The organism is Pseudomonas sp. TH07, from assembly GCF_016651285.1.
GTDB lineage: Bacteria > Pseudomonadota > Gammaproteobacteria > Pseudomonadales > Pseudomonadaceae > Aquipseudomonas.
In genome coordinates, this window is sequence record NZ_JAEKED010000001.1 from 2,885,721 (window position 1) to 2,907,587 (window position 21,867).

Annotated in this window: 20 protein-coding genes; 16 read left to right on the top strand and 4 right to left on the bottom strand. The window is 62.9% G+C overall.

Annotation, left to right across the window (positions count from 1 at the left end):
- Window positions 1–8: 8 nt before the first annotated feature.
- From JFU57_RS13425 to JFU57_RS13455, 7 genes are read left to right on the top strand one after another with little or no spacing between them, the layout of a single operon-like run.
- Window positions 9–1,631, top strand: coding sequence for a methyl-accepting chemotaxis protein (locus JFU57_RS13425; protein ID WP_078469988.1), 1,623 nt, complete (start codon window positions 9–11; stop codon window positions 1,629–1,631).
- A complete protein-coding gene (locus JFU57_RS13430) occupies window positions 1,631–2,167 on the top strand; it encodes a chemotaxis protein CheW (RefSeq protein WP_078469989.1) in 537 nt (178 codons plus the stop codon). The genes JFU57_RS13425 and JFU57_RS13430 overlap by 1 nt, the downstream gene beginning before the upstream one ends.
- Window positions 2,164–3,450 (top strand): CheR family methyltransferase, encoded by a 1,287-nt coding sequence (locus JFU57_RS13435; protein WP_201129613.1) that lies wholly within the window; start codon window positions 2,164–2,166, stop codon window positions 3,448–3,450. Before JFU57_RS13430 ends, JFU57_RS13435 begins: the two co-directional genes overlap by 4 nt.
- Window positions 3,447–4,133 (top strand): chemotaxis protein CheW, encoded by a 687-nt coding sequence (locus JFU57_RS13440; protein ID WP_078469991.1) that lies wholly within the window; start codon window positions 3,447–3,449, stop codon window positions 4,131–4,133. Before JFU57_RS13435 ends, JFU57_RS13440 begins: the two co-directional genes overlap by 4 nt.
- A complete protein-coding gene (locus JFU57_RS13445; protein WP_201129614.1) occupies window positions 4,130–6,448 on the top strand; it encodes a hybrid sensor histidine kinase/response regulator in 2,319 nt (772 codons plus the stop codon). The genes JFU57_RS13440 and JFU57_RS13445 overlap by 4 nt, the downstream gene beginning before the upstream one ends.
- Window positions 6,445–7,455: a chemotaxis response regulator protein-glutamate methylesterase gene (gene cheB / locus JFU57_RS13450; protein WP_201129616.1), complete on the top strand. Its 1,011-nt coding sequence runs from the start codon at window positions 6,445–6,447 to the stop codon at window positions 7,453–7,455. Before JFU57_RS13445 ends, cheB begins: the two co-directional genes overlap by 4 nt.
- Window positions 7,456–7,503: 48 nt before the next feature.
- Window positions 7,504–8,505: a response regulator gene (locus JFU57_RS13455; RefSeq protein ID WP_020296663.1), complete on the top strand. Its 1,002-nt coding sequence runs from the start codon at window positions 7,504–7,506 to the stop codon at window positions 8,503–8,505.
- A 6-nt stretch (window positions 8,506–8,511) separates the two neighbouring features.
- On the opposite strand, the gene JFU57_RS13460 is transcribed toward JFU57_RS13455, so the two are convergent.
- Window positions 8,512–9,039 carry a hypothetical protein gene (locus tag JFU57_RS13460; RefSeq protein ID WP_201129617.1) on the bottom strand — a complete coding sequence of 176 codons (528 nt, stop codon included), beginning with the start codon at window positions 9,037–9,039 and terminating at the stop codon, window positions 8,512–8,514.
- 257 nt (window positions 9,040–9,296) lie between these two features.
- Between JFU57_RS13460 and prfB the strand changes: the two genes are divergently transcribed.
- The 7 genes from prfB (at window position 9,297) to JFU57_RS13495 (ending at window position 16,073) form a co-directional block, all read left to right on the top strand.
- A protein-coding gene (gene prfB / locus JFU57_RS13465) for a peptide chain release factor 2 (protein WP_102047897.1) occupies window positions 9,297–10,392 on the top strand; the annotation gives its coding sequence in 2 pieces (ribosomal slippage) (window positions 9,297–9,368 and window positions 9,370–10,392; 1,095 coding nt in all).
- 71 nt (window positions 10,393–10,463) lie between these two features.
- Entirely contained in the window at window positions 10,464–11,966 is a 1,503-nt protein-coding gene (gene lysS, locus JFU57_RS13470) for a lysine--tRNA ligase (protein ID WP_020296660.1), read from the top strand.
- A gap of 104 nt (window positions 11,967–12,070) precedes the next feature.
- Window positions 12,071–12,787, top strand: a complete 717-nt coding sequence (locus JFU57_RS13475) for a TetR/AcrR family transcriptional regulator (RefSeq protein WP_020296659.1) — start codon at window positions 12,071–12,073, stop codon at window positions 12,785–12,787.
- A 52-nt stretch (window positions 12,788–12,839) separates the two neighbouring features.
- Window positions 12,840–13,385 (top strand): hypothetical protein, encoded by a 546-nt coding sequence (locus JFU57_RS13480; RefSeq protein ID WP_078469995.1) that lies wholly within the window; start codon window positions 12,840–12,842, stop codon window positions 13,383–13,385.
- Between the two features lie 38 nt (window positions 13,386–13,423).
- Window positions 13,424–14,701, top strand: coding sequence for a flavohemoglobin expression-modulating QEGLA motif protein (locus tag JFU57_RS13485; RefSeq protein WP_078469996.1), 1,278 nt, complete (start codon window positions 13,424–13,426; stop codon window positions 14,699–14,701).
- A gap of 134 nt (window positions 14,702–14,835) precedes the next feature.
- Complete coding sequence (locus JFU57_RS13490) at window positions 14,836–15,750, top strand: alpha/beta fold hydrolase (RefSeq protein WP_201132110.1); 915 nt, start codon at window positions 14,836–14,838, stop codon at window positions 15,748–15,750.
- A complete protein-coding gene (locus JFU57_RS13495) occupies window positions 15,747–16,073 on the top strand; it encodes a hypothetical protein (protein ID WP_020296655.1) in 327 nt (108 codons plus the stop codon). The genes JFU57_RS13490 and JFU57_RS13495 overlap by 4 nt, the downstream gene beginning before the upstream one ends.
- A 96-nt stretch (window positions 16,074–16,169) precedes the next feature.
- Here JFU57_RS13495 and JFU57_RS13500 read toward each other — a convergent pair whose 3' ends face one another.
- The 3 genes from JFU57_RS13500 to JFU57_RS13510 form a co-directional block, all read right to left on the bottom strand.
- On the bottom strand, window positions 16,170–16,955 hold the full coding sequence (locus JFU57_RS13500; protein WP_078469997.1) for an OmpA family protein: 786 nt from the start codon (window positions 16,953–16,955) through the stop codon (window positions 16,170–16,172).
- A gap of 66 nt (window positions 16,956–17,021) precedes the next feature.
- On the bottom strand, window positions 17,022–17,435 hold the full coding sequence (locus JFU57_RS13505) for a DUF4398 domain-containing protein (RefSeq protein ID WP_020296653.1): 414 nt from the start codon (window positions 17,433–17,435) through the stop codon (window positions 17,022–17,024).
- 286 nt (window positions 17,436–17,721) lie between these two features.
- Window positions 17,722–18,066 (bottom strand): hypothetical protein, encoded by a 345-nt coding sequence (locus JFU57_RS13510; RefSeq protein WP_020296652.1) that lies wholly within the window; start codon window positions 18,064–18,066, stop codon window positions 17,722–17,724.
- Between the two features lie 204 nt (window positions 18,067–18,270).
- Between JFU57_RS13510 and ppc the strand changes: the two genes are divergently transcribed.
- Together ppc and adk are read left to right on the top strand one after the other, a co-directional pair.
- Window positions 18,271–20,901 carry a phosphoenolpyruvate carboxylase gene (gene ppc / locus JFU57_RS13515; protein WP_201129618.1) on the top strand — a complete coding sequence of 877 codons (2,631 nt, stop codon included), beginning with the start codon at window positions 18,271–18,273 and terminating at the stop codon, window positions 20,899–20,901.
- A 288-nt stretch (window positions 20,902–21,189) separates the two neighbouring features.
- Window positions 21,190–21,837 carry an adenylate kinase gene (gene adk / locus JFU57_RS13520; RefSeq protein WP_020296650.1) on the top strand — a complete coding sequence of 216 codons (648 nt, stop codon included), beginning with the start codon at window positions 21,190–21,192 and terminating at the stop codon, window positions 21,835–21,837.
- Window positions 21,838–21,867 lie beyond the last annotated feature (30 nt).

The window sequence follows — 21,867 nt, forward strand, 5'->3', positions numbered from 1 at the left end:
GACTGACTGTGAAGAACTGGACGTTGCGCCAACGCATTTTGGCGAGCTTTGCGGTGATTATCGCCATCATGCTGTTGATGGTCGTGGTCTCGTACTCCCGTCTGTTGAAAATCGAGGCCGGTGAAGAGCGCATGCGCACCGACGCCATCCCCGGGGTTTATTACAGTTCGATGATTCGCAGCGCCTGGGTCGACAGCTACCTGCTGACCCAGCAGATCCTCGGGTTCAAGCAAGGGCAGGGGATCAGCCCCGAAAACGCCGCGGACTTCAAATCCTTCGAACAACGCCTGCAGCAACACATGGCCAGCTACAGGGCCACCATCAACGGCCGTGAAGATCAGGTCGAGTTCGACGCCTTCGAAACCCAGCATCAGGAATTCAACCGGATCCAGGCGGTGGTTCTCGACCTGCACCAGCAAAACAAGGATGCCGAGGCCAATCGCACTTTCAACGAACAACTGACCCCAGCCTGGATCGCCGGGCGCATGCGTCTCAACGATGTGATCAGCGAGAACAAGTCGGTGGCCGATGCCGCCACCACGGCGATCGATGATGCCGTGGCCGCGGCCAAAGTGAGCATGGGCCTGTCGCTGTTGATCGCGGTGCTGGCCGCCGGATTGTGCGGGCTGCTGTTGATGCGCGCGATCATGGCGCCGATGAACCGCATCGTGAAGATTCTCGACGTAATGCGTACGGGTGACCTCAGTGGGCGCCTCAACCTCGACCGCAAGGACGAATTCGGCGCAGTGGAAACCGGCTTCAACGACATGATGACCGAGCTCACGGCCCTGGTGTCCCAGGCCCAGCGCTCTTCGGTGCAGGTCACGACCTCGGTGACCGAGATTGCCGCCACTTCCAAGCAGCAACAGGCCACCGCCACGGAGACTGCGGCCACGACCACGGAGATCGGTGCCACTTCCCGGGAAATCGCCGCCACATCCAAGGACCTGGTCCGCACCATGACTGAAGTATCGACCGCCGCCGACCAGGCGTCGGTATTGGCGGGCTCCGGCCAGCAAGGCCTGGCGCGGATGGAAGACACCATGCACTCGGTGATGGGCGCGGCCGACCTGGTCAACGCCAAGCTGGCGATCCTCAATGAGAAGGCTGGCAACATCAACCAGGTGGTGGTGACCATCGTCAAGGTCGCCGACCAGACCAACCTGTTGTCGCTCAACGCTGCGATCGAGGCCGAAAAAGCCGGTGAGTACGGACGCGGGTTTGCCGTGGTGGCGACCGAAGTCCGGCGCCTGGCGGACCAGACCGCCGTAGCCACCTATGACATCGAACAGATGGTGCGCGAGATCCAGTCGGCGGTGTCGGCCGGGGTGATGGGCATGGACAAGTTCTCCGAGGAGGTGCGCCGCGGCATGTCCGAGGTGCAGCAGGTGGGTGAGCAACTGTCGCAGATCATTCATCAGGTCCAGGCGCTGGCGCCACGGGTGCTGATGGTCAACGAAGGCATGCAGGCCCAGGCCACCGGCGCCGAGCAGATCAACCACGCGCTGGTGCAACTGGGCGATGCCAGCAGCCAGACCGTTGAATCCCTGCGCCAGGCCAGCTTCGCCATCGACGAGTTGAGCCAGGTGGCCGTGGGGCTGCGTAGCGGCGTCTCGCGTTTCAAAGTCTGATGAGCGATCTCGCGGCCAGGCGCGGCTCACAGGCGCCGCCGAAGAAGGTGTTGTTTCTGGTGTTTCGCATCGGCAACCAACGTTATGCCCTGCAGGCCACCGAGGTGGTCGAAGTCCTGCCGCGCCTGTTGCTCAAGCCCATCGCCCAGGCCCCGGCCTGGGTTGCCGGGATCTTTGCCTATCGGGGCGTGGTGGTGCCGGTCATCGACCTCAGCGCCCTGACGTTTGGCCAGCCGGCACAGGCACGGACCAGCACCCGCCTGGTGCTGGTGCACTATCGCGCGAGCCCCGGGCAGGCCGGCCAGTTGCTGGGCTTGATCCTGGAGCAGGCCAGCGACACCTTGCGCTGCGACCCGGCGCAGTTCCAGCCCTACGGCCTGGATAACCGGCAGAGCCCGTACCTGGGCCCGGTGCGTGAAGACGAGCACGGCCTGCTGCAATGGGTGCGGGTCGACGACCTGCTCGATACCCAGGTGCGTGCGCTGCTGTTTCCGTCTCCGCCGCTGGATCCGGCGCTGCTCGAGGAACTGCCGTGAGCCGCGACCAGCGTTTTTTCGATTTTCTCAAGGAGCGCATCGGCCTCGACGTGGCGTCGGTGGGCGAGGCCATCATCGAGCGCGCGGTGCGCCAACGCATGACCGCGCAACAGGCCCGGGATGCCGAGGAGTACTGGAACACCCTGCGCGGCAGCAAGGATGAGCAGCAGGCACTGATCGAGGCAGTGATCGTCCCGGAGACCTGGTTCTTTCGCTATCCGGAGTCTTTCGCAACCCTGGCCAAACTGGCCCAGGCGCGCCTGGCCGAGATTCGCGGCATGCGCGCCCTGCGCCTGCTCAGCCTGCCGTGCTCCACCGGTGAAGAACCCTATTCCATTGCCATGGCCCTGTTGGATGCCGGCATCGCGCCGCACCAGTTCAAGGTCGATGGCCTGGACGTCAGCCCGCTGTCGGTGGAGCGGGCCAAGGCGGCGGTGTATGGCAAGAATTCCTTTCGCGGCCAGCAGAGCGGATTTCGCGAGCGCCACTTCAGTGCCGAGGACGAGCGCTATCGACTGGATGAGCGGGTCCGCGAGCAGGTGCGCCTGCAAGTCGGCAACTTGCTCGACCCCCACCTGCTGGCCAATGAGCCGCCCTATGACTTTGTGTTCTGCCGCAATCTGCTGATCTATTTCGACCAGCCGACCCAGCAGCAGGTGTTCGAGGTGCTGAAGCGGCTGACCCATGTCGACGGCGTGCTGTTTATCGGCCCGGCCGAAGGCAGCCTGTTGGGCCGCCTGGGCATGCGCTCGATCGGTATTGCGCAGTCCTTTGCCTTCAGTCGCCATGTCGAGCCGGCACCGTTGCCGGTTCCTGCCCCGGTCCTGGCGCCACCGGTGTTGCCCCTGGCGCCGCGCCAGCCACTGCGCAGTGTGCCGCCGCCGGCACCACGCGCTCGGCCTTTCAGTTCCATGCCGGCGCCTGCGCGGCCGGCTCCGGCAGCGCCGCCCAGCGACGCCAACGCCTTGTTGGCGAAGATTGCCGCGCTGGCCAATGAAGGCAAGAGCGCCGAAGCCCGTGCCGCCTGCGAGCTGTATCTGCGTAGCCATGAGCCGGTCGCCCAGGTGTTTTACTGGCTGGGCCTGCTCAGTGATGTGGCCGGCAGTACCCTGCAAGCCCAGGGTTTTTATCGCAAGGCCCTGTACCTGCAGCCGCAGCATCCCGAGGCGCTGGCGCACCTGGCCGCCTTGCTGGCCTCCCAGGGCGATACCGCGGGTGCCCGTCGATTGCAGGAGCGTGCCGCCCGCAGCGTACGCACCGTTGACCGTGAGCCTGAACGATGAGCAGCTCCTATTCATTGAACGTGACCCATGAAGATGCCCAGCAGATCGATGACTGCTGGAATCGCATCGGCATCCATGGCGACAAATCCTGTCCGCTGCTGGTCGAGCATATCCATTGCCGCAACTGTTCGGTGTACTCGGCGGCGGCCACCCGCTTGCTCGATCGCTATTCGTTGCAGCAACAGGACCGCGTGCAATCCATGGCGCTGGAGGTCGACAGCGACATCGTCACCCGTTCGCTGTTGATGTTCCGCCTGGGCGAGGAGTGGCTGGGCCTGCCGACCCGTTGCCTGGTCGAGGTGGCGCCGTTGCAGACCATTCACTCGTTGCCTCACCAGCGCTCGCGCGCCCTGCTGGGCGTGGCCAATGTGCGCGGCGCGCTGGTGGCCTGCCTGTCCCTGGTCGAGCTGCTGGGGCTGGATGCGACTGTCGGCGTGGCGTCGGGCGCACGGATCATGCCGCGCATGCTGATCATCGCGGCCCATGGCGGGCCAGTGGTGGTGCCGGTGGATGAGGTGGACGGCATCCACGCCATCGATGAGCGCACCCTCAATGCCGCTTCGGTTTCGGGTTCGCAGGCCAGCGCCCGCTACACCCGTGGCGTGTTGCAGTGGAAGGGGCGCAGTTTGCGCCTGCTGGATGAAGAGCAATTGCTCGCGGCCGTGACCCGGAGCCTTTCATGACCCCCGATCAAATGCGCGACGCATCGCTGCTGGAGTTGTTCAGCCTGGAGGCCGAGGCCCAGACCCAGGTGCTCAGCGCCGGGCTGCTGGCCCTGGAGCGCAACCCGACCCAGGCCGACCAGTTGGAAGCCTGCATGCGCGCGGCGCACTCCCTCAAGGGCGCGGCGCGGATTGTCGGCGTCGATGCCGGCGTCAGCGTCGCCCACGTCATGGAAGATTGCCTGGTCAGTGCCCAGGAAGGGCGCCTGTACCTGCTGCCTGAACATATTGATGCCTTGCTCCAGGGCACTGACTTCCTGATGCGCATCGCCACCCCGGGCAGTGCCAATGTCGGGCCCCAGGATATCGAGGCCTATGTCGAGCTGATGGCGCGCCTGCTGGCGCCGGCAACGCCTGGCGCGAGCCCGGTCCCGCCGCCCGTGGCGCCTCCGCCGATGGCCGAGTTACAGTTGCAGGCGCCGAGTAGCGAGCCCGCTGCCGAGCCCAACCCCGAGACGCTGCTGCCCGAGGCTCCTGCGGAGTCCGTGGCGGCCCCGGTGCGCAAGGGCTCGCGCCTGACCGAAGGCGGCGAGCGAGTATTGCGGGTCACCGCCGAACGCCTCAATAGCCTGCTCGACCTGTCGAGCAAGTCGCTGGTGGAAACCCAGCGCCTGAAACCTTATCTGGCCAATCTGCAGCGCCTCAAGCGCATGCAGAACAACAGCCTGCGCGCCCTCGAAAGTCTCAATGTGCACCTCAAGGAGCACGCCCTGAGCCTGGAGGCCCAGGAAGCGCTGGAGGATGCCCGCCGGCTGTTGGCCGAATCGCAACAGTTGCTCGCGGAAAAGACCGCCGAGCTCGACGAGTTCGGCTGGCAGGCCAGCCAGCGCGCCCAGGTGCTCTACGACACCGCGCTGGCCTGTCGCATGCGCCCGTTCGCCGATGTGCTGGCAGGCCAGGTGCGGATGGTCCGCGACCTGGGCCGCAGCCTCGGCAAGCAGGTGCGCCTGGAGATTGAAGGTGAAAAGACCCAGGTCGACCGCGATGTGCTGGAAAAGCTCGAAGCACCCCTGACCCACTTGCTGCGCAATGCCGTCGATCATGGCATCGAGCCGCCGGACCAGCGTCTGCTGGCCGGCAAGCCGGCCGAAGGCCTGATCCGCTTGCGGGCCTCGCACCAGGCCGGCCTGCTGGTATTGGAGCTGACTGACGACGGTCACGGCGTGGACCTGGACCGGCTGCGGCAGAACATCATCGAACGGCAATTGTCCCCGGCGGAAACCGCCGCCCAGCTCAGCGAAGAAGAGCTGCTGACCTTTCTGTTCCTGCCCGGCTTCAGCCTGCGTGACAAAGTCACCGAGGTCTCGGGACGGGGCGTGGGGCTGGATGCGGTGCAGCACATGGTTCGCCAGCTGCGCGGCGCGGTGGTGCTGGAGCAGACCGCCGGTGAAGGCAGTCGCTTCCACCTAGAAGTACCGCTGACCCTGTCGGTGGTGCGCAGCCTGGTGGTGGAGGTCGGCGGCGAGGCCTATGCGTTCCCGCTGGCCCATATCGAACGCATGTGCGACCTCGCGCCCGAGGACATTGTGCAGGTCGAGGGGCGCCAGCATTTCTGGCATGAAGGCCGCCACGTCGGCCTGGTGGCCGCCAGCCAGTTGTTGCAGCGCCCCGCGGCGCAAGGCAGCCAGCAGACCCTGAAAGTGGTGGTGATTCGCGAGCGCGACGCGGTGTATGGCGTGGCGGTAGAGCGTTTTATCGGCGAACGGACCCTGGTGGTGCTGCCGCTGGATGATCGGTTGGGCAAGATCCAGGATATTTCCGCCGGTGCGCTGCTCGACGATGGTTCGGTGGTGCTGATCGTCGATGTCGAAGACATGCTGCGTTCGGTGGACAAACTGCTCAATACCGGGCGTCTGGAACGGATTGCCCGGCATGACCGGCCCCAGGCCGAGGCCGCGCGCAAGCGCATTCTGGTGGTCGACGATTCGCTGACGGTGCGTGAGTTGCAGCGCAAGCTGCTGCTCAATCGCGGTTATGACGTGGCGGTCGCGGTCGATGGCATGGATGGCTGGAACGCCTTGCGTTCCGAAGACTTCGACCTGCTGATCACCGACATCGATATGCCCCGCATGGACGGTATTGAATTGGTCACACTTTTACGTCGCGACAACCGTTTGCAGTCGCTACCGGTGATGGTGGTTTCCTACAAGGATCGGGAAGAGGACCGCCGTCGTGGACTGGACGCCGGAGCCGACTATTATCTAGCCAAAGCCAGTTTCCACGACGACGCCCTGCTCGACGCGGTGGTGGAGTTGATTGGAGGAGCGCGGGCATGAAAATCGCTATTGTCAACGACATGCCCATGGCCGTGGAGGCCTTGCGCAGAGCCCTGGCTTTCGATCCGAGCCATGAGTTGGTGTGGGTTGCCACCAACGGCGCGGAGGCGGTCAAATACTGCGCCGAGCTGACCCCGGACCTGATTCTCATGGACCTGATCATGCCGGTCATGGACGGCGTGGAGGCGACGCGGCGGATCATGGCCGAATCTCCCTGCGCCATTGTGATTGTCACCGTCGACCGCCAGCAGAACGTGCACCGGGTGTTCGAGGCCATGGGCTATGGCGCCCTGGACGTGGTCGACACCCCGGCCCTGGGCGCCGGCAATGCCCAGGAGGCGGCCGCGCCACTGTTGCGCAAGATCCTCAATATCGGCTGGCTGATCGGCCAGCGTGGCAGCCGCGTGCGTTCGGCGCCGGCGCCCTTGCGCAGCAGCGCGCCGCGCCAGAGCCTGGTGGCCATCGGCTCCTCCGCAGGCGGTCCGGCGGCCCTGGAGGTCCTGCTCAAGGGCTTGCCCCAGGACTTTCGCGCCGCCATTGTGCTGGTCCAGCACGTTGATCAGGTGTTTGCCGCGGGCATGGCCGAATGGCTCAGCAGCGCTTCCGGGCTCAAGGTTCGCCTGGCCCGGGAAGGCGAGCCGCCGCAAAGCGGCACGGTGCTGCTGGCGGGCACCAATCACCATATCCGTCTGTTGAAGAACGGCACCCTGGCGTACACCGCCGAGCCGGTGAACGAAATCTATCGACCCTCGATCGATGTGTTTTTCGAGAGCGTCGCCACCTACTGGAATGGCGATGCGGTTGGCGTGCTGCTGACCGGCATGGGGCGCGACGGTGCCCAGGGCCTCAAACTCATGCGTGATCAAGGCTATATGACCATCGCGCAGGACCAGAACAGCAGCGCGGTGTATGGCATGCCCAAGGCGGCCGCTGCCATCGACGCCGCCGTAGAGATTCGCCCACTGGACAAGATCGCTCCACGTTTGCTGGAGATATTTGCCAAATGACTGACACACGCAGCTGTCCTGGCCAGGTAGCAATTCAGGTGACAACCCATGAATGATTTACAGCTCGACGAATTCAAGACCGATGAAAATGCCGCCATGGTGTTGTTGGTCGATGACCAGGCAATGATCGGTGAAGCTGTCCGGCGTGGGTTGGCCAATGAAGAAAACATTGATTTCCACTTCTGTGCCGATCCGCACCAGGCCATCGCCCAGGCGATCCGTATCAAGCCGACGGTGATTCTGCAGGACCTGGTGATGCCCGGTCTCGACGGCCTGACCCTGGTGCGTGAGTACCGCAATCACCCGGCGACCCAGAACATTCCGATCATTGTGCTTTCGACCAAGGAAGACCCGCTGATCAAGAGTGCGGCCTTCGCTGCCGGGGCCAATGATTACCTGGTCAAGCTGCCGGACAACATCGAGCTGGTGGCGCGTATTCGCTACCACTCGCGGTCCTACATGACCCTGTTGCAGCGTGACGCGGCCTACCGGGCCCTGCGCGTCAGCCAGCAGCAACTGCTGGACACCAACCTGGTGCTGCAACGGCTGATGAATTCCGATGGCCTGACCGGGCTGTCCAACCGCCGCCACTTCGACGAATACATGGAGCTGGAGTGGCGCCGGGCCATGCGCGATCAGACCCAGCTGTCGCTGCTGATGATCGATGTCGACTACTTCAAGTCTTACAACGACAACTTCGGCCACCTGGAGGGCGACGAGGCCCTGCGCAAAGTGGCCACGGCCATCCGCGAGGCCAGCAGCCGGCCTTCGGACCTGCCGGCGCGCTATGGCGGTGAGGAGTTCGCCCTGGTGCTGCCCAACACCTCGCCGGGCGGGGCGCGCCTGGTGGCTGAAAAGCTGCGCCAGACCGTTGCCATGCTGAAAATCCCCCATCTGGCGCCGACCGAAGGTTCGAGCCTGACCATCAGCATCGGCCTGTCGACCATGACCCCGCAGCCCAACAGCCACTGCCGGCAGTTGATTTCGGCGGCGGACAAGGGCCTGTACCTGGCCAAGCACAATGGGCGCAATCAGGTCGGGATCGAGTAGGCGTTTTCAGCGTGCCGCCTGTGGGACGGCCTCGTTGGCGACAACCTGCGCGGGTGTCGCTTCGACCAGGGTCTCCCGGAACAGGTAATAGCTGACGGCCGAGGTCTGCGGGCAGGTGAGTGTGACCGCCTCAATGCGGTACTGGGTGTGGGTGTTGAGGGTGTTGTCGATAAACCAGTTGTTCAACAGGTTGCTGCCGGCAATCGTGTAGTCGCCAAAGCGATAGTCGAAGTGGAAGTTCCGGTGGGCATACACCGGGTGTGCGCTGAAGCTGGCTAGCAGCCATTGGGTTTGCGCGCCGACCTCATCGACCATCGCTCGCAGGCGGTAGCAGACCCACCACCACAGAAAGATCAGCCAAACCAACCCCAGCACGCAGGCCAGCTCCGGCGAGACAATCAGCCAGACCCCCATCAACGGCATAAAGACCAGTGCACTGAGCAGCGCCGAGATGAACGCCTGGCCACCCCTGAGGTTTCGGCGCTCCCGGCGCTTGATGTGTTCGATCTCGGCGTGGCTGAGTCGTCTGCCCATGGTGCCTGCTGCTTCCTTGTCATTTCGCCCGGGGATTGTATAGCGCGGGCCGGTCCCGGGGTACCGTGGTTGTCCGCGGCTACGAGGGGGCGGGGCGATACGCGGGATCAAATTGCTCGTACAGCAGGTTTTTGCAGGCCTTATCGGCAAAATTAGATGGCCGATTCGCCGCTAAACCCGCTAAGCGGGCTGCCGTGAATCGGCGATTCCGTTATACTCGCCGGCTTTCAAAAGTTCGCCAACGAGTGCTGCCCGCCATGGAAATCAACCCGATCCTTAACACCATCAAGGACCTGTCCGAGCGCTCCGAAACTATTCGGGGGTATCTTTGACTACGATCAAAAGCATGAGCGTCTGACCGAGGTCAATCGCGAGCTTGAAGATCCGAGTGTCTGGAACAAACCTGAATACGCCCAGGAACTGGGCCGCGAGCGCGCTGCGCTGGCGCAGATCGTCGAAACCCTCGACGAACTGAACACCGGTCTGGGCGATTGCCGCGACCTGCTGGACATGGCCGTCGAAGAAGATGACGAGAGCGCAGTGGGCGATGTTGTCGCCGAGCTGGCCCGCCTCGAGGAAAACCTCGCCAAGCTTGAATTCCGCCGCATGTTCAGCCACGAAATGGACCCGAACAACGCCTACCTGGACATCCAGGCCGGTTCCGGCGGCACCGAGGCCCAGGACTGGGCCAACATTCTGCTGCGCATGTACCTGCGCTGGGCCGACAAACGCGGTTTCGACGCGACCATCATGGAGCTGTCGGCCGGTGAAGTGGCCGGTATCAAGGGCGCGACCGTACACATCAAGGGTGAATACGCCTTTGGCTGGTTGCGGACCGAGATCGGCGTGCACCGTCTGGTGCGCAAGAGCCCATTCGACTCCGGCAACCGTCGCCACACCTCGTTCTCCGCGGTGTTCGTCTCGCCAGAGATCGACGACAAGGTGGAAATCGAGATCAACCCGGCCGACCTGCGGATCGACACCTACCGTTCCTCCGGTGCCGGTGGTCAGCACGTAAACACCACCGACTCGGCCGTACGTATTACCCACGTACCGACCAACACCGTGGTCAGCTGCCAGAACGAACGATCCCAGCACGCGAACAAGGACACCGCCATGAAAATGCTGCGGGCCAAGTTGTACGAGCAGGAAATGCAGAAACGCAACGCCGCTTCCCAGGCGCTGGAAGACACCAAGTCGGATATCGGCTGGGGTCACCAGATCCGTTCGTATGTGCTCGATGCATCGCGGATCAAGGATCTGCGCACTAACATCGAACGCAGCGACTGCGACAAGGTGCTCGACGGCGATATCGACGAATACCTGGAAGCCAGCCTGAAATCGGGGCTGTAAACCGTCAGCCTAGACCTTAAGTCCCCTGCCACCCGTGGGGGCAACGAACCTGTGATGGAATTTCAAAAGACATGAGCGACCAACAACTCGACCCGCAAGCCCTGCAACAGGAAGAAAACACCCTGATCGCCCTGCGCAAGGAAAAGCTTGCTGCCGAGCGCGCCAAGGGCAACGCCTTCCCCAACGACTTCCGCCGTGACAGCTACTGCCAGGACCTGCAGAAGCAGTACGTCGACAAGACCAAGGAAGAGTTGGCAGAGGCTGCGATCCCGGTCAAGGTTGCTGGTCGCATCATGCTCAACCGTGGCTCGTTCATGGTGATCCAGGACATGACCGGGCGCATCCAGGTCTACGTCAACCGCAAGACCCTGCCGGAAGAAACCCTGGCCGAGGTGAAAACCTGGGACCTGGGCGACATCATCGCTGCCGAAGGCACCCTGGCCCGTTCCGGCAAGGGTGACCTGTACGTTGAAATGACCAGCGTGCGTCTGCTGACCAAATCCCTGCGCCCGCTGCCGGACAAGCACCACGGCCTGACCGACACCGAGCAGCGTTATCGCCAGCGCTACGTCGACCTGATCGTCAACGAAGAAGTACGCCAGACGTTCCGCGTGCGTTCGCAAGTGATCGCCCACATCCGCAGCTTCCTGATGCAGCGTGACTTCCTGGAAGTCGAAACGCCGATGCTGCAAACCATTCCTGGCGGCGCGGCAGCCAAGCCGTTCGAAACCCACCACAATGCGCTGGACATGGAAATGTTCCTGCGGATCGCCCCGGAGCTGTACCTCAAGCGCCTGGTGGTTGGCGGCTTCGAGAAAGTGTTCGAGATCAACCGCAACTTCCGTAACGAAGGCGTTTCGACTCGTCACAACCCTGAATTCACCATGTTGGAGTTCTACCAGGCCTACGCCGACTACGAAGACAACATGGACCTGACCGAAGAGCTGTTCCGCGAACTGGCGCAACTTGTTCTCGGGACAACCGACGTGCCTTACGGCGACAAGGTGTTCCACTTCGGCGAGCCGTTCGTGCGCCTGTCGGTATTCGACTCGATCCTCAAGTACAACCCGGACCTGACGGCCGATGACTTGAACGACATCGACAAGGCCCGTGCCATCGCCAAGAAAGCCGGGGCCAAGGTCCTGGGCTTTGAAGGCCTGGGCAAGTTGCAGGTGATGATTTTCGAAGAGCTGGTGGAACACAAGCTGGAGCAGCCGCACTTCATTACCCAGTACCCGTTCGAAGTGTCGCCGCTGGCCCGTCGCAACGATGAGAACCCGAACGTCACCGACCGTTTCGAACTGTTCATCGGTGGCCGCGAAATCGCCAACGCCTACTCCGAGCTCAATGACGCGGAAGACCAGGCCGAGCGCTTCATGGCCCAGGTGGCCGACAAGGACGCCGGCGACGACGAAGCCATGCATTACGATGCCGACTTCGTACGTGCCCTGGAATACGGCATGCCGCCGACCGCCGGTGAAGGCATTGGTATCGACCGCCTGGTGATGCTGCTGACCAACTCGCCGTCGATCCGTGACGTGATCCTGTTCCCGCACATGCGGCCGCAGGCGTAAGTGCCTTGAATAATCAGCCGCCTTTATCAGGCGGCTTTTTATTGTCTGTGTGGAACTGACGTACCGCTTTTAATTCTGTGTGATTTTTAAGAGGAAGACCTGTCGTGAACCGTGCAATTGCTCAAGAAGGCGCAGCGGGTATCGCCACTGCGGTAGCTGAAAGCGTTCAGTACCAGGGGCGCAAAGCCAGCCGGCAGGGCAGCGAGCAACGGCGACAGGACATTCTCGACGCCGCCATGCGCATTGTCGTGCGTGACGGCGTGCGCGCCGTGCGCCATCGCGCGGTGGCCGCCGAAGCCGGTGTACCGCTGTCGGCCACCACCTACTACTTCAAGGATATCGATGACCTGCTCACCGATACCTTTGCCCAATACGTCGAGCGCAGTGCCGCGTACATGGCCAAGTTCTGGACCAACAATGAAGGCCTGCTGCGCGAGATGGTGGCCTACGGCGACGGCAGTCCCGAGTCGCGCTCCCATCTGGCCGATGACATTGCCCGGCTCACGGCTGACTACGTCCAGCGCCAGTTGCAAAACCGCCGCGAGCACCTGATGGCTGAACAGGCGTTCCGCCAGGAAGCCTTGCTCAACCCGCGCCTGGCGCTGTTGGTGCGCTCGCACCAGCAAATTCTGTTGCAGGGCACTTGCCAGTTTTTTCAGGTATTGGGTTCCCGGGAGCCACAACAAGATGCCAAAGTGTTGACGGCGATTATCGGACGGATGGAATATCAGGGCCTGCTCAACGGCGCAGAGCCTCTGGCTGACGAAGACATGCTCGGTATCCTCACCCGCTACATGCACCTGGTGCTGGCCTCGGTCTGAGGTTCACCGGTCACCGCCGCCGGCCCACTGTTGTGTCCATTAGGAGTGTTGAATGAAAGCCTGGCGTGCCCTGATCGCCTTGTCGTTTCTCCTGCTCAGCGGCTGCCTGGTGACCTTCAAGGACCCGCTGCCCGCCGATCAGGCCGCGCCTGCGGCGTTGCTGGGCAAATGGACCAGCAAGAATGCCTGGGGCGAGCCCCTGAGCCTTGAACTCAAGCGCATTGCCAGCAATCGCTACCAGGCCGTGACGTCTCACCCGGGGCAATCCCGGCAGCGCGAGAGCTATGATTTCACCGTGTCGCGCCATGGCAACCGCTGGTACCTGTCGGCGGCGGTTCCCCAGCGTCTGGGCGGACGCTTCACCATCGCCGGTTTTGAACTCAACGAGCAGCACGAACTGGTGCTGTACAACCTCGATCTGGAACAGATCAACCAGGCCCTGGGTCAAAGAGCCCTGAGCGGCGAAGCCTTTACTACCAACGAAGGCGATGGCGTGCTGATCAGCAGCCCGTTGCCTGAGGTTTTCGCGTACCTGGACGACCCGGCCAACTCTGACGTGTTTGTCGAGGCGGCGCGCTTCACCCGCGCGGGCAAGTAACCAGGGCGCGGCACAAACGTTATCAAGAGGAACTTCGGGTGGACGATTACCAGCAGACGATACGCACCTTGTCCGATCGCATAGTGCTGGCACAAACGCCAATCCGGGTACTGGATGCGGTGAAGTGGGACGACAACATCCGCAAGGGCTTCCTCAAGGCCCAGGGCAAGGAAATGCCTGCGGTCGACCGTGATTACTACCAGAACCGACCCCTGTCCTTCGACTCCAGCGCGGTCAAGCTGGAGTTCCAGAACATCGAGCGCGACATCACCCGCCAACTCGGGCAGTTCAACCCGGTCGGGCAGATCATGCGGCGCATGTGCAAGGAATACCGCATGGTGGTGCGCATGCTCGAAGCCCGCGGCACCGAGGACTTCGGCCTGATCTCCCAGGAGCTGTACGGCGCCGCATCCGATGCGTTTCACGCCGGCGACCCGACCCTGGCCGACCTCGGGCTGATGCTTTCCGACTACCTGAACAACATCGACGGCCGTGGCGACCTCAAGGACGAGCCCAAGACCCTGACCGCCAAGGACGCCGTAAGCCTGCTGCAAAGCCGGCTGAACAAGGTGTTCGGCGAGGCCGAGGAAACCATTCGCGTATTCGAGTCGGACGGGATCGTCGCCGATGCCGCGGCTGGCGCCGACTACATCAAGATCCGCGCCGACGCCATGTTCAACGACCGTGACGTGCGCGCCCTGGAAGTCCACGAAGGCCTGGTGCATGTGGGCACCACCCTCAATGGGCAGAACCAGCCGATCTGCACCTTCCTGTCCAAGGGGCCGCCTTCGTCGACCGTGACCCAGGAAGGCCTGGCGATCCTGATGGAGATCATCACCTTCGCGTCCTACCCCAGCCGCCTGCGCAAACTGACCAACCGTACCCGGGCGATCCACATGGTGGAGGAGGGCGCCGACTTTTTGCAGGTGTTCGAGTTCTTCCGCGAGCAGGGATTTGAAATGGCCGAAAGCTACGGCAACGCCAGCCGGGTGTTCCGTGGTTCGGTGCCGACCGGGCTGCCATTTACCAAAGACTTGTCCTATCTCAAGGGCTTTATCATGGTTTACAACTACATTCAGTTGGCCGTGCGTAAAGGCAAGCTGGAGCAAGTGCCGCTGTTGTTCTGCGGCAAGACCACCCTGGAAGACATGCGTACCCTGCGCCAGCTGGTGGACGAAGGCCTGGTGGTGCCGCCCAAGTACCTGCCGGACCAGTTCCGCGACATGAACGCGTTGTCGGCCTGGATGTGCTTCTCCAACTTCCTCAATCACCTGAGCCTGGACCGGATCGAGGCCGACTACTCCAATATCCTTTGACGCTCATGGGGGCTGCACATGGACGCTTCACCCACCACTTGTAGCCGCTGCCGCAGGCCGCGCTCGACAGCGCTGCCGACGCCCAGCGTGAGCTCACCCCTGACCTCAAAAGTCGCCACCGGGGGCGCGCGATGATCCGAATCGTTGCCGCCCTGGCGCTGCTGCTCTCTCTCAGCGCTTGCAGCTCACTGCTGTTCTACCCCGAGCAGGGCCTGCCCTTTACCCCCGAGCGCGCCAAGCTCGAGTACCGCGACGTCACCCTGACCACCGCCGATGGCCTGAAGCTGCATGCCTGGTGGCTGCCGGCCAAGGCCGGGGTGCCGCTCAAGGGCACGGTGCTGCATCTGCACGGCAATGGCGGCAACCTGGCCTGGCACCTGGGTGGCAGTTGGTGGTTGCCGGAACAGGGTTACCAGGTGTTGCTGGTGGACTATCGCGGTTATGGCCTGTCCCAGGGCGCGCCCAGCCTGCCGGCGGTCTATCAGGACGTCGATGCCGCCTTCAAATGGCTGGACCAGGCTCCGGAGGTCCAGGGCAAGCCGCTGATCGTGCTCGGCCAGAGCCTGGGCGGCGCGCTGGCGATTCATTACCTGGTGGAGCACCCGGAGCGTCAGCGCCAGCTCAAGGCCATCGTGCTCGATGGTGTGCCGGCCAGTTACCGCGATGTCGGGCAGTACGCCCTGAGCACCTCATGGCTGACCTGGCCGTTGCAGGTGCCGCTGTCGTGGCTGGTGCCGGACGCCGACAGCGCCATCCACGCCATACCGCGCCTGACCGGGGTGCCGAAACTGCTGTATCACAGCATCGATGACCCGATCGTGCCCCTTTCCAATGGCATCCGTCTGTATCAAGCTGCGCCCGCGCCGCGGGTGCTGCAACTGACCCGAGGCGGCCACGTGCAGACCTTTGCCGATCCGACCTGGCGCCAGGTGATGCTGCGCTACCTCGAGGATCCGCTGCACTTCAACGGCCTGCGCCGCCTTGGCGAGATCCCGAACTACCCGACACCCCCGAATTCAGAAGTTGAACCTCCAGAGAGTCCGCAATGAGCGAAGAACGTAACGCCATCCCCCTGATCATCACCGGTATCTGCACCATCCTCGGCACCGTGGGTTGCCTCTGGTACTACGGTTACCTGCACTTCGCCAAACCCGAGGATGCGCTGCTGCTCAGCGATTTCACCATGCTCAAGACCGTGCCGGGCGAGGACTACAAGGTTTCCCTGGAACCGGCGGCGCAAGTTGCCCAGTGCATCGACGGCGTGCTGGTGCTGTTCGATACCGAGCAGAAGGGCCTGAGCGGCGTGCTGATCAACAGCAAGAAAAAAGCCGTGCGCTGCATGGGCCAGGAAACCCCGCAGCTGCAACAGTAAGCACACGGGCGAGAGATCGCGGTCAAAAAAAAGCCCCGCCTATCTGCATAGGCGGGGCTTTTTACTGGCGGTTACCAGGCTGGGGGCGACCCCGGCTTAGTTGCTCATCGAAGAACGTGGGGCAACCGGCTGGTTGTCGTTGGAAATGGTGACTTCCACACGACGGTTCATGGCACGACCGGAAACGCTGGTGTTATCCGCTACCGGGTATTCCTTGCCATAGCCCTGGACCACGATGCGCGATGGATCGACACCCATCTTGATCAGCGCAACCTGCACGGAAGTGGCGCGACGCTCGGACAGCGACTGGTTGTAAGCCGCCGAACCGGTGCTGTCGGTGTAGCCTTCGACAATCACTTTGCGATCAGGGTTTTCCTGAAGGAACTGCGCCAGCTTGTTGATGTTCACCAGACCGCTGGATTTCAGGTCGGCCTTGTTGGTGGCGAACAGCACGTCACCGAAGGTCACCAGGGTGCCGCGTTCGGTCTGCTTGGCGTTGAGGCTGTTCTGCAGTTGCTTGATCTGTGCGTCACGAGCGTCCAGGCGGGCCTGGGCACGTTGCGCAGCGGCATCTTTCAGATTGGCTTCAGCGGTGCGCAGGGCGATGGTCTGCTTGGCCACTTCAACGCGCTGGTTGGTCAGGTAAGCCAGTTGGTCGACCTTGGCCTGGTCTTCCTTGTTCATATAGGCCTTGTCGGCCTTGTCCAGCCAATCGCTGGCGTCCTTGGTTTCCAGGGCCGCTACTTTGCTGGCCTGAGGGTTGGCTTGCAGCGCCGAGTAATTGGTCCGGGCTTGTTCCAGGTTCACGTTTGGCTGTGAGGAACAGGCCGCCAGGCCAACGCTCAGGGCCAGAAGGGCTGGGATCATCAATTGTTTACGCATAATGGTTCGTCCTTTCTATCGGTTGAAACTTCAGGTAACGAGGTTCGGTAGGCGTGGGCACGGTGCTTATTGCACGGTGCGCTGGCTTTCCTGACGCAGTTCCTGAACACCTTTCTGAGAGTCCTTCACAGCCTGTTCGGCTTTGGCGGCCTGGGCCTTGCGTTCGGCGACGCGGGCGTCCCACTCGGCCTGTTCGGCCAGACGCTTGGCTTCGTCATACTTTTTGTCGTGCATGGCAATCTCGGCTTGCTTGAGCTTGTCCTGGGCCGACTTCATTTCCACGGCAGCAAACTCGGTACCGCCGGCGCTGACGGCGCTGTTGACCGCAGATTGGGTCACAGCGTACTGCTCGGTTGGCGGGTTGCCGGCACAACCGGCCAGAACCAGGCTGCTACCGAGGGCCAGGGCGGCCAGTTTGAGCCCGCGCAAAGGGTTAGACGAGGATGTGGCAGTGCTGATCTTCATGGTCTTCAACTCCATTGGGTAACTCCTGGAAAACATCTAAATCCATCCCGGTTCTAGCGCCGCGACCCTGAGTGGCAGTGACGCTCTTCACAAAATTTGAAACGGCTGTTCCAGTGATGGCTACTGGCTGTGACCCGAGGCTTTTTTGAATAGTTCAGCGCAGATGGCGAATTGCCTAAAAAAATTTCTGACCGAACGGACAGCGCTCTAGGCCGGGAACTTTTGCGGCGCGCAGGGGTATTCCCGACCCGGGGACGGGTCAGGAATAACGCTGTGCAAGGTCAGGAAAGGGGCAGTTGGATCAGTGCTTTTGTTCGTCGGGTTGCGCCGACAAATCCTGCAGATGACGCCGGGACAAGGCCAGGAAGCGCGGTGTAGGGCCGACGTCCTCGTACAATGGATCGCCCTCCTCATCGGTAGCAACGACGTGCTGGCCCTGGACGTAGGGGAAGCTGGCTTCCAGTTCTTCGAGGGCGGCGCCGATGAGTTCGCCCAGCAGTTCCTCGGTCTGGCGTTTGGGGTACATCTCGGCAATGGCGGCCAGGCGTGCAGCGGCTTCGACATCCAGATGGATCACATAGCCGGTCTTGGTCAGGCGACCCTTGGCGTTTTCTTCCCAGTGTTGCGCGAGCTCACGGATTTTCATGGCGACCTCAATCGACACCTGCTCGTGGCAGGGGTGGGTGAATGACCGGCCCGGGCCGGCGCTGCGCCGTTGTGCGGCGTACTCTTGAGACTAGCCGCAACGCGCAAGGTTTAAAGTCAGTTGGTCGCGCGCTTGCTAAGCACCTTGTGCTGACGGCACTCTTGAAGCTTGCGAGCCGCCCCGAATCAGCCGGAGAACAGGTACATGAGCGATATTGATGCGCGCCTGCGCGAAGATGTTCACCTCTTGGGTGAGCTGTTGGGCAACACCATCCGCGAGCAGTACGGGGAGGGTTTTCTCGACAAGATCGAGCAGATTCGCAAGGGCGCCAAGGCCGACCGGCGTGGTTCGGCCAGCGCCGAACTGAGTGCCAGCCTGGACCAGTTGAGCGAAGACGAGCTGCTGCCGGTGGCCCGGGCCTTCAACCAGTTTCTCAACCTGGCGAACATCGCCGAGCAATACCAATTGATTCACCGTCGCGATGAGTCGCAACCGGCGCCGTTCGAGGCGCGAGTCCTGCCCGAGCTGCTGGCGCGGCTGCGTGCCGAGGGCCACGGTGCCGAGTCCCTGGCCAAGCAGTTGGGGCGCCTGGAAATCGAACTGGTACTGACCGCGCACCCCACCGAAGTGGCCCGTCGCACCCTGATTCAAAAGTACGATGCGATTGCCGCGCAATTGGCAGCCCAGGACCATCGCGACCTGACCAGTGCCGAGCGCGCGCAGATCCACGAACGCCTGCAACGGCTGATCGCCGAAGCCTGGCACACCGAAGAAATCCGCCGCACCCGGCCGACGCCGGTGGACGAGGCCAAGTGGGGCTTTGCGGTCATCGAGCATTCCCTGTGGCAGGCCATCCCGAGCTATCTGCGCAAGGCCGACAAAGCCCTGCATGCGGCGACCGGCCTGCACCTGCCGCTGGAGTCGGCACCGATCCGCTTCGCTTCGTGGATGGGCGGCGATCGCGACGGCAACCCCAATGTCACGGCCGCAGTGACCCGCGAGGTGCTGCTGCTGGCACGCTGGATGGCGGCGGACCTGTACTTGCGCGATATCGATCACCTGGCGGCCGAACTGTCCATGCAACAGGCCAGTGCCGCCCTGCAGGCCAAGGCCGGGGACAGCTCTGAACCCTATCGCACGGTGCTCAAACAATTGCGCGAGCGGCTGCGGGCGACCCGCAACTGGGCGCAGGCGGCGCTCAAGGGACCGGTGCCGGCCACCCCGGATGTGCTGCAGAACAATCGCGACCTGCTTGATCCGTTGCTGCTTTGCTACCACTCGCTGCACGAATGCGGCATGGGCGTGATCGCCGATGGGCCGTTGCTCGATTGCCTGCGCCGGGCGGTGACCTTTGGCCTATTCCTGGTCCGCCTGGATGTGCGCCAGGACTCCAGCCGCCACAGCAGCGCCATGAGCGAAATCACCGACTACCTGGGGTTGGGCCGTTACGAGGACTGGAGCGAAGAGCAGCGCATCGAGTTCCTGATGCGCGAACTGAGCAACCGTCGTCCCTTGCTGCCGGGCCATTTCAAACCCTCGGCGGACACCGCCGAAGTGCTGGCCACCTGTCGCGAAGTGGCCGCTGCGCCGGCTGCGTCCCTGGGTTCTTACGTGATTTCCATGGCCGGCGCCGCCTCGGACGTCCTTGCGGTGCAACTGCTGCTCAAGGAATCCGGCGTGCTGCGGCCGATGCGCGTAGTACCGCTGTTCGAGACCCTGGCCGACCTCGATAACGCCGGTCCAGTGATCGAGAAGCTGCTGCTGTTGCCGGGCTATCGTTCGCGCTTGCACGGCCCGCAGGAAGTGATGATCGGCTACTCCGATTCGGCCAAGGATGCTGGCACCACCGCGGCCGCCTGGGCGCAGTACCGGGCCCAGGAACAATTGGTCGAAATCTGCCGCGAGCAGCAGGTCGAGCTGCTGTTGTTCCACGGCCGTGGTGGCACCGTAGGGCGGGGCGGTGGCCCGGCACACGCGGCGATTCTGTCCCAGCCGCCGGGGTCGGTGGCCGGGCGTTTCCGCACCACCGAGCAAGGGGAAATGATTCGTTTCAAATTCGGCCTGCCGGACATCGCCGAGCAGAACCTCAACCTGTACCTGGCCGCCGTGCTGGAGGCGACGTTGCTGCCGCCACCGCCGCCGCAGCCGGCCTGGCGCCACCTGATGGACGAACTGGCCAGCGATGGGGTCAAGGCCTACCGCGCGGTGGTGCGCGAGAACCCGCAGTTCGTCGAGTATTTCCGCCAATCCACACCAGAGCAGGAGCTGGGCCGCTTGCCCCTGGGCAGCCGGCCGGCCAAGCGCCGCGCCGGCGGCATCGAAAGCCTGCGCGCCATCCCGTGGATTTTCGGCTGGACCCAGACCCGCCTCATGCTGCCGGCCTGGCTCGGCTGGGAAGCGGCCCTGAGCAAGGCATTGGAACGCGGCGAGGGTGAGTTGCTGGGGCAGATGCGTGAGCAGTGGCCGTTTTTCCGCACCCGTATCGATATGCTGGAAATGGTCCTGGCCAAGGCCGACGCCGACATCGCCCGCTCGTATGACGAGCGCCTGGTAGAGGCGGATCTGCTGCCTTTGGGCGCCCATTTACGCGACCTATTGTCGCAGGCGTGCACCGTGGTCCTGGGCCTGACCGGCCAGTCGCAGTTGCTGGCACATAGCCCGGACACCTTGGAGTTCATCCGCTTGCGCAACACCTACCTGGACCCGCTGCATCTATTGCAGGCCGAACTGCTGGCACGCTCGCGGCAACCGGATGTGGTCCAGGGCAGCCCGGTAGAACAAGCGCTGCTGGTGTCTGTAGCGGGGATCGCCGCCGGGTTGCGCAATACCGGTTGAGGTATTTGCCGGTATTTCAGGGGCTTGGCGCCGTCGGCCGGTAACCGTGCGTCGGGCCCTGGTCAGCGTCGCCAGGCGACAGTTTGTTATGGGGTTGCGACTTGTCGCACCCCGTCGCCAGGGCACAAAGGGAGCGGGTTCCTCCGACTTTCGGCTGCTTGTGTGCTCTGTGTCGGCTGTGTATCTTGATCAGCCTTTGGCCGTTTGGGCGGCCGCGATCCTATTTCCGAGATTGGCCCCACGAGGCGAATCCGAGCGTTTCTAAATAAAAAATTGAGGAGCACATCGATGCGCGTAATTCTGCTGGGAGCTCCCGGGGCCGGTAAAGGTACTCAGGCTAAGTTCATCACCGAAAAATTCGGCATTCCGCAAATCTCCACCGGCGACATGCTGCGTGCAGCGGTCAAGGCCGGCACCGAGCTGGGCCTGATCGCCAAGAGCGTCATGGACAGCGGTGGCCTGGTATCCGACGACCTGATCATCAACCTGGTCAAGGAACGCATCAGCCAGGCTGACTGCGCCAACGGTTTCCTGTTCGACGGTTTCCCGCGCACCATTCCCCAGGCTGAAGCACTGGTCAAGGCCGGCGTCGAGCTGGACAACGTGGTCGAAATCGCCGTCGATGACGAAGAAATCGTCCAGCGTATCGCCGGTCGCCGTGTACACGAGGCCTCTGGCCGGGTTTACCACACCGTCTACAACCCGCCGAAAATCGCTGGCAAGGACGACATCACCGGTGAAGAGCTGGTGCAGCGCAAAGACGACACCGAAGAAACCGTGCGTCATCGCCTGTCGGTCTACCACTCCCAGACCAAACCGCTGGTCGAGTTCTACCAGAACCTGGCCGCCAGCCAGGGCAAGCCAAAGTACAGCCACATCGCTGGCGTTGGCTCGGTAGAAGCGATCACCGGCAAGGTGCTTGAAGCACTGAGCTGATAAGTCGGTTTTGCTGCATCTTCAACGGCC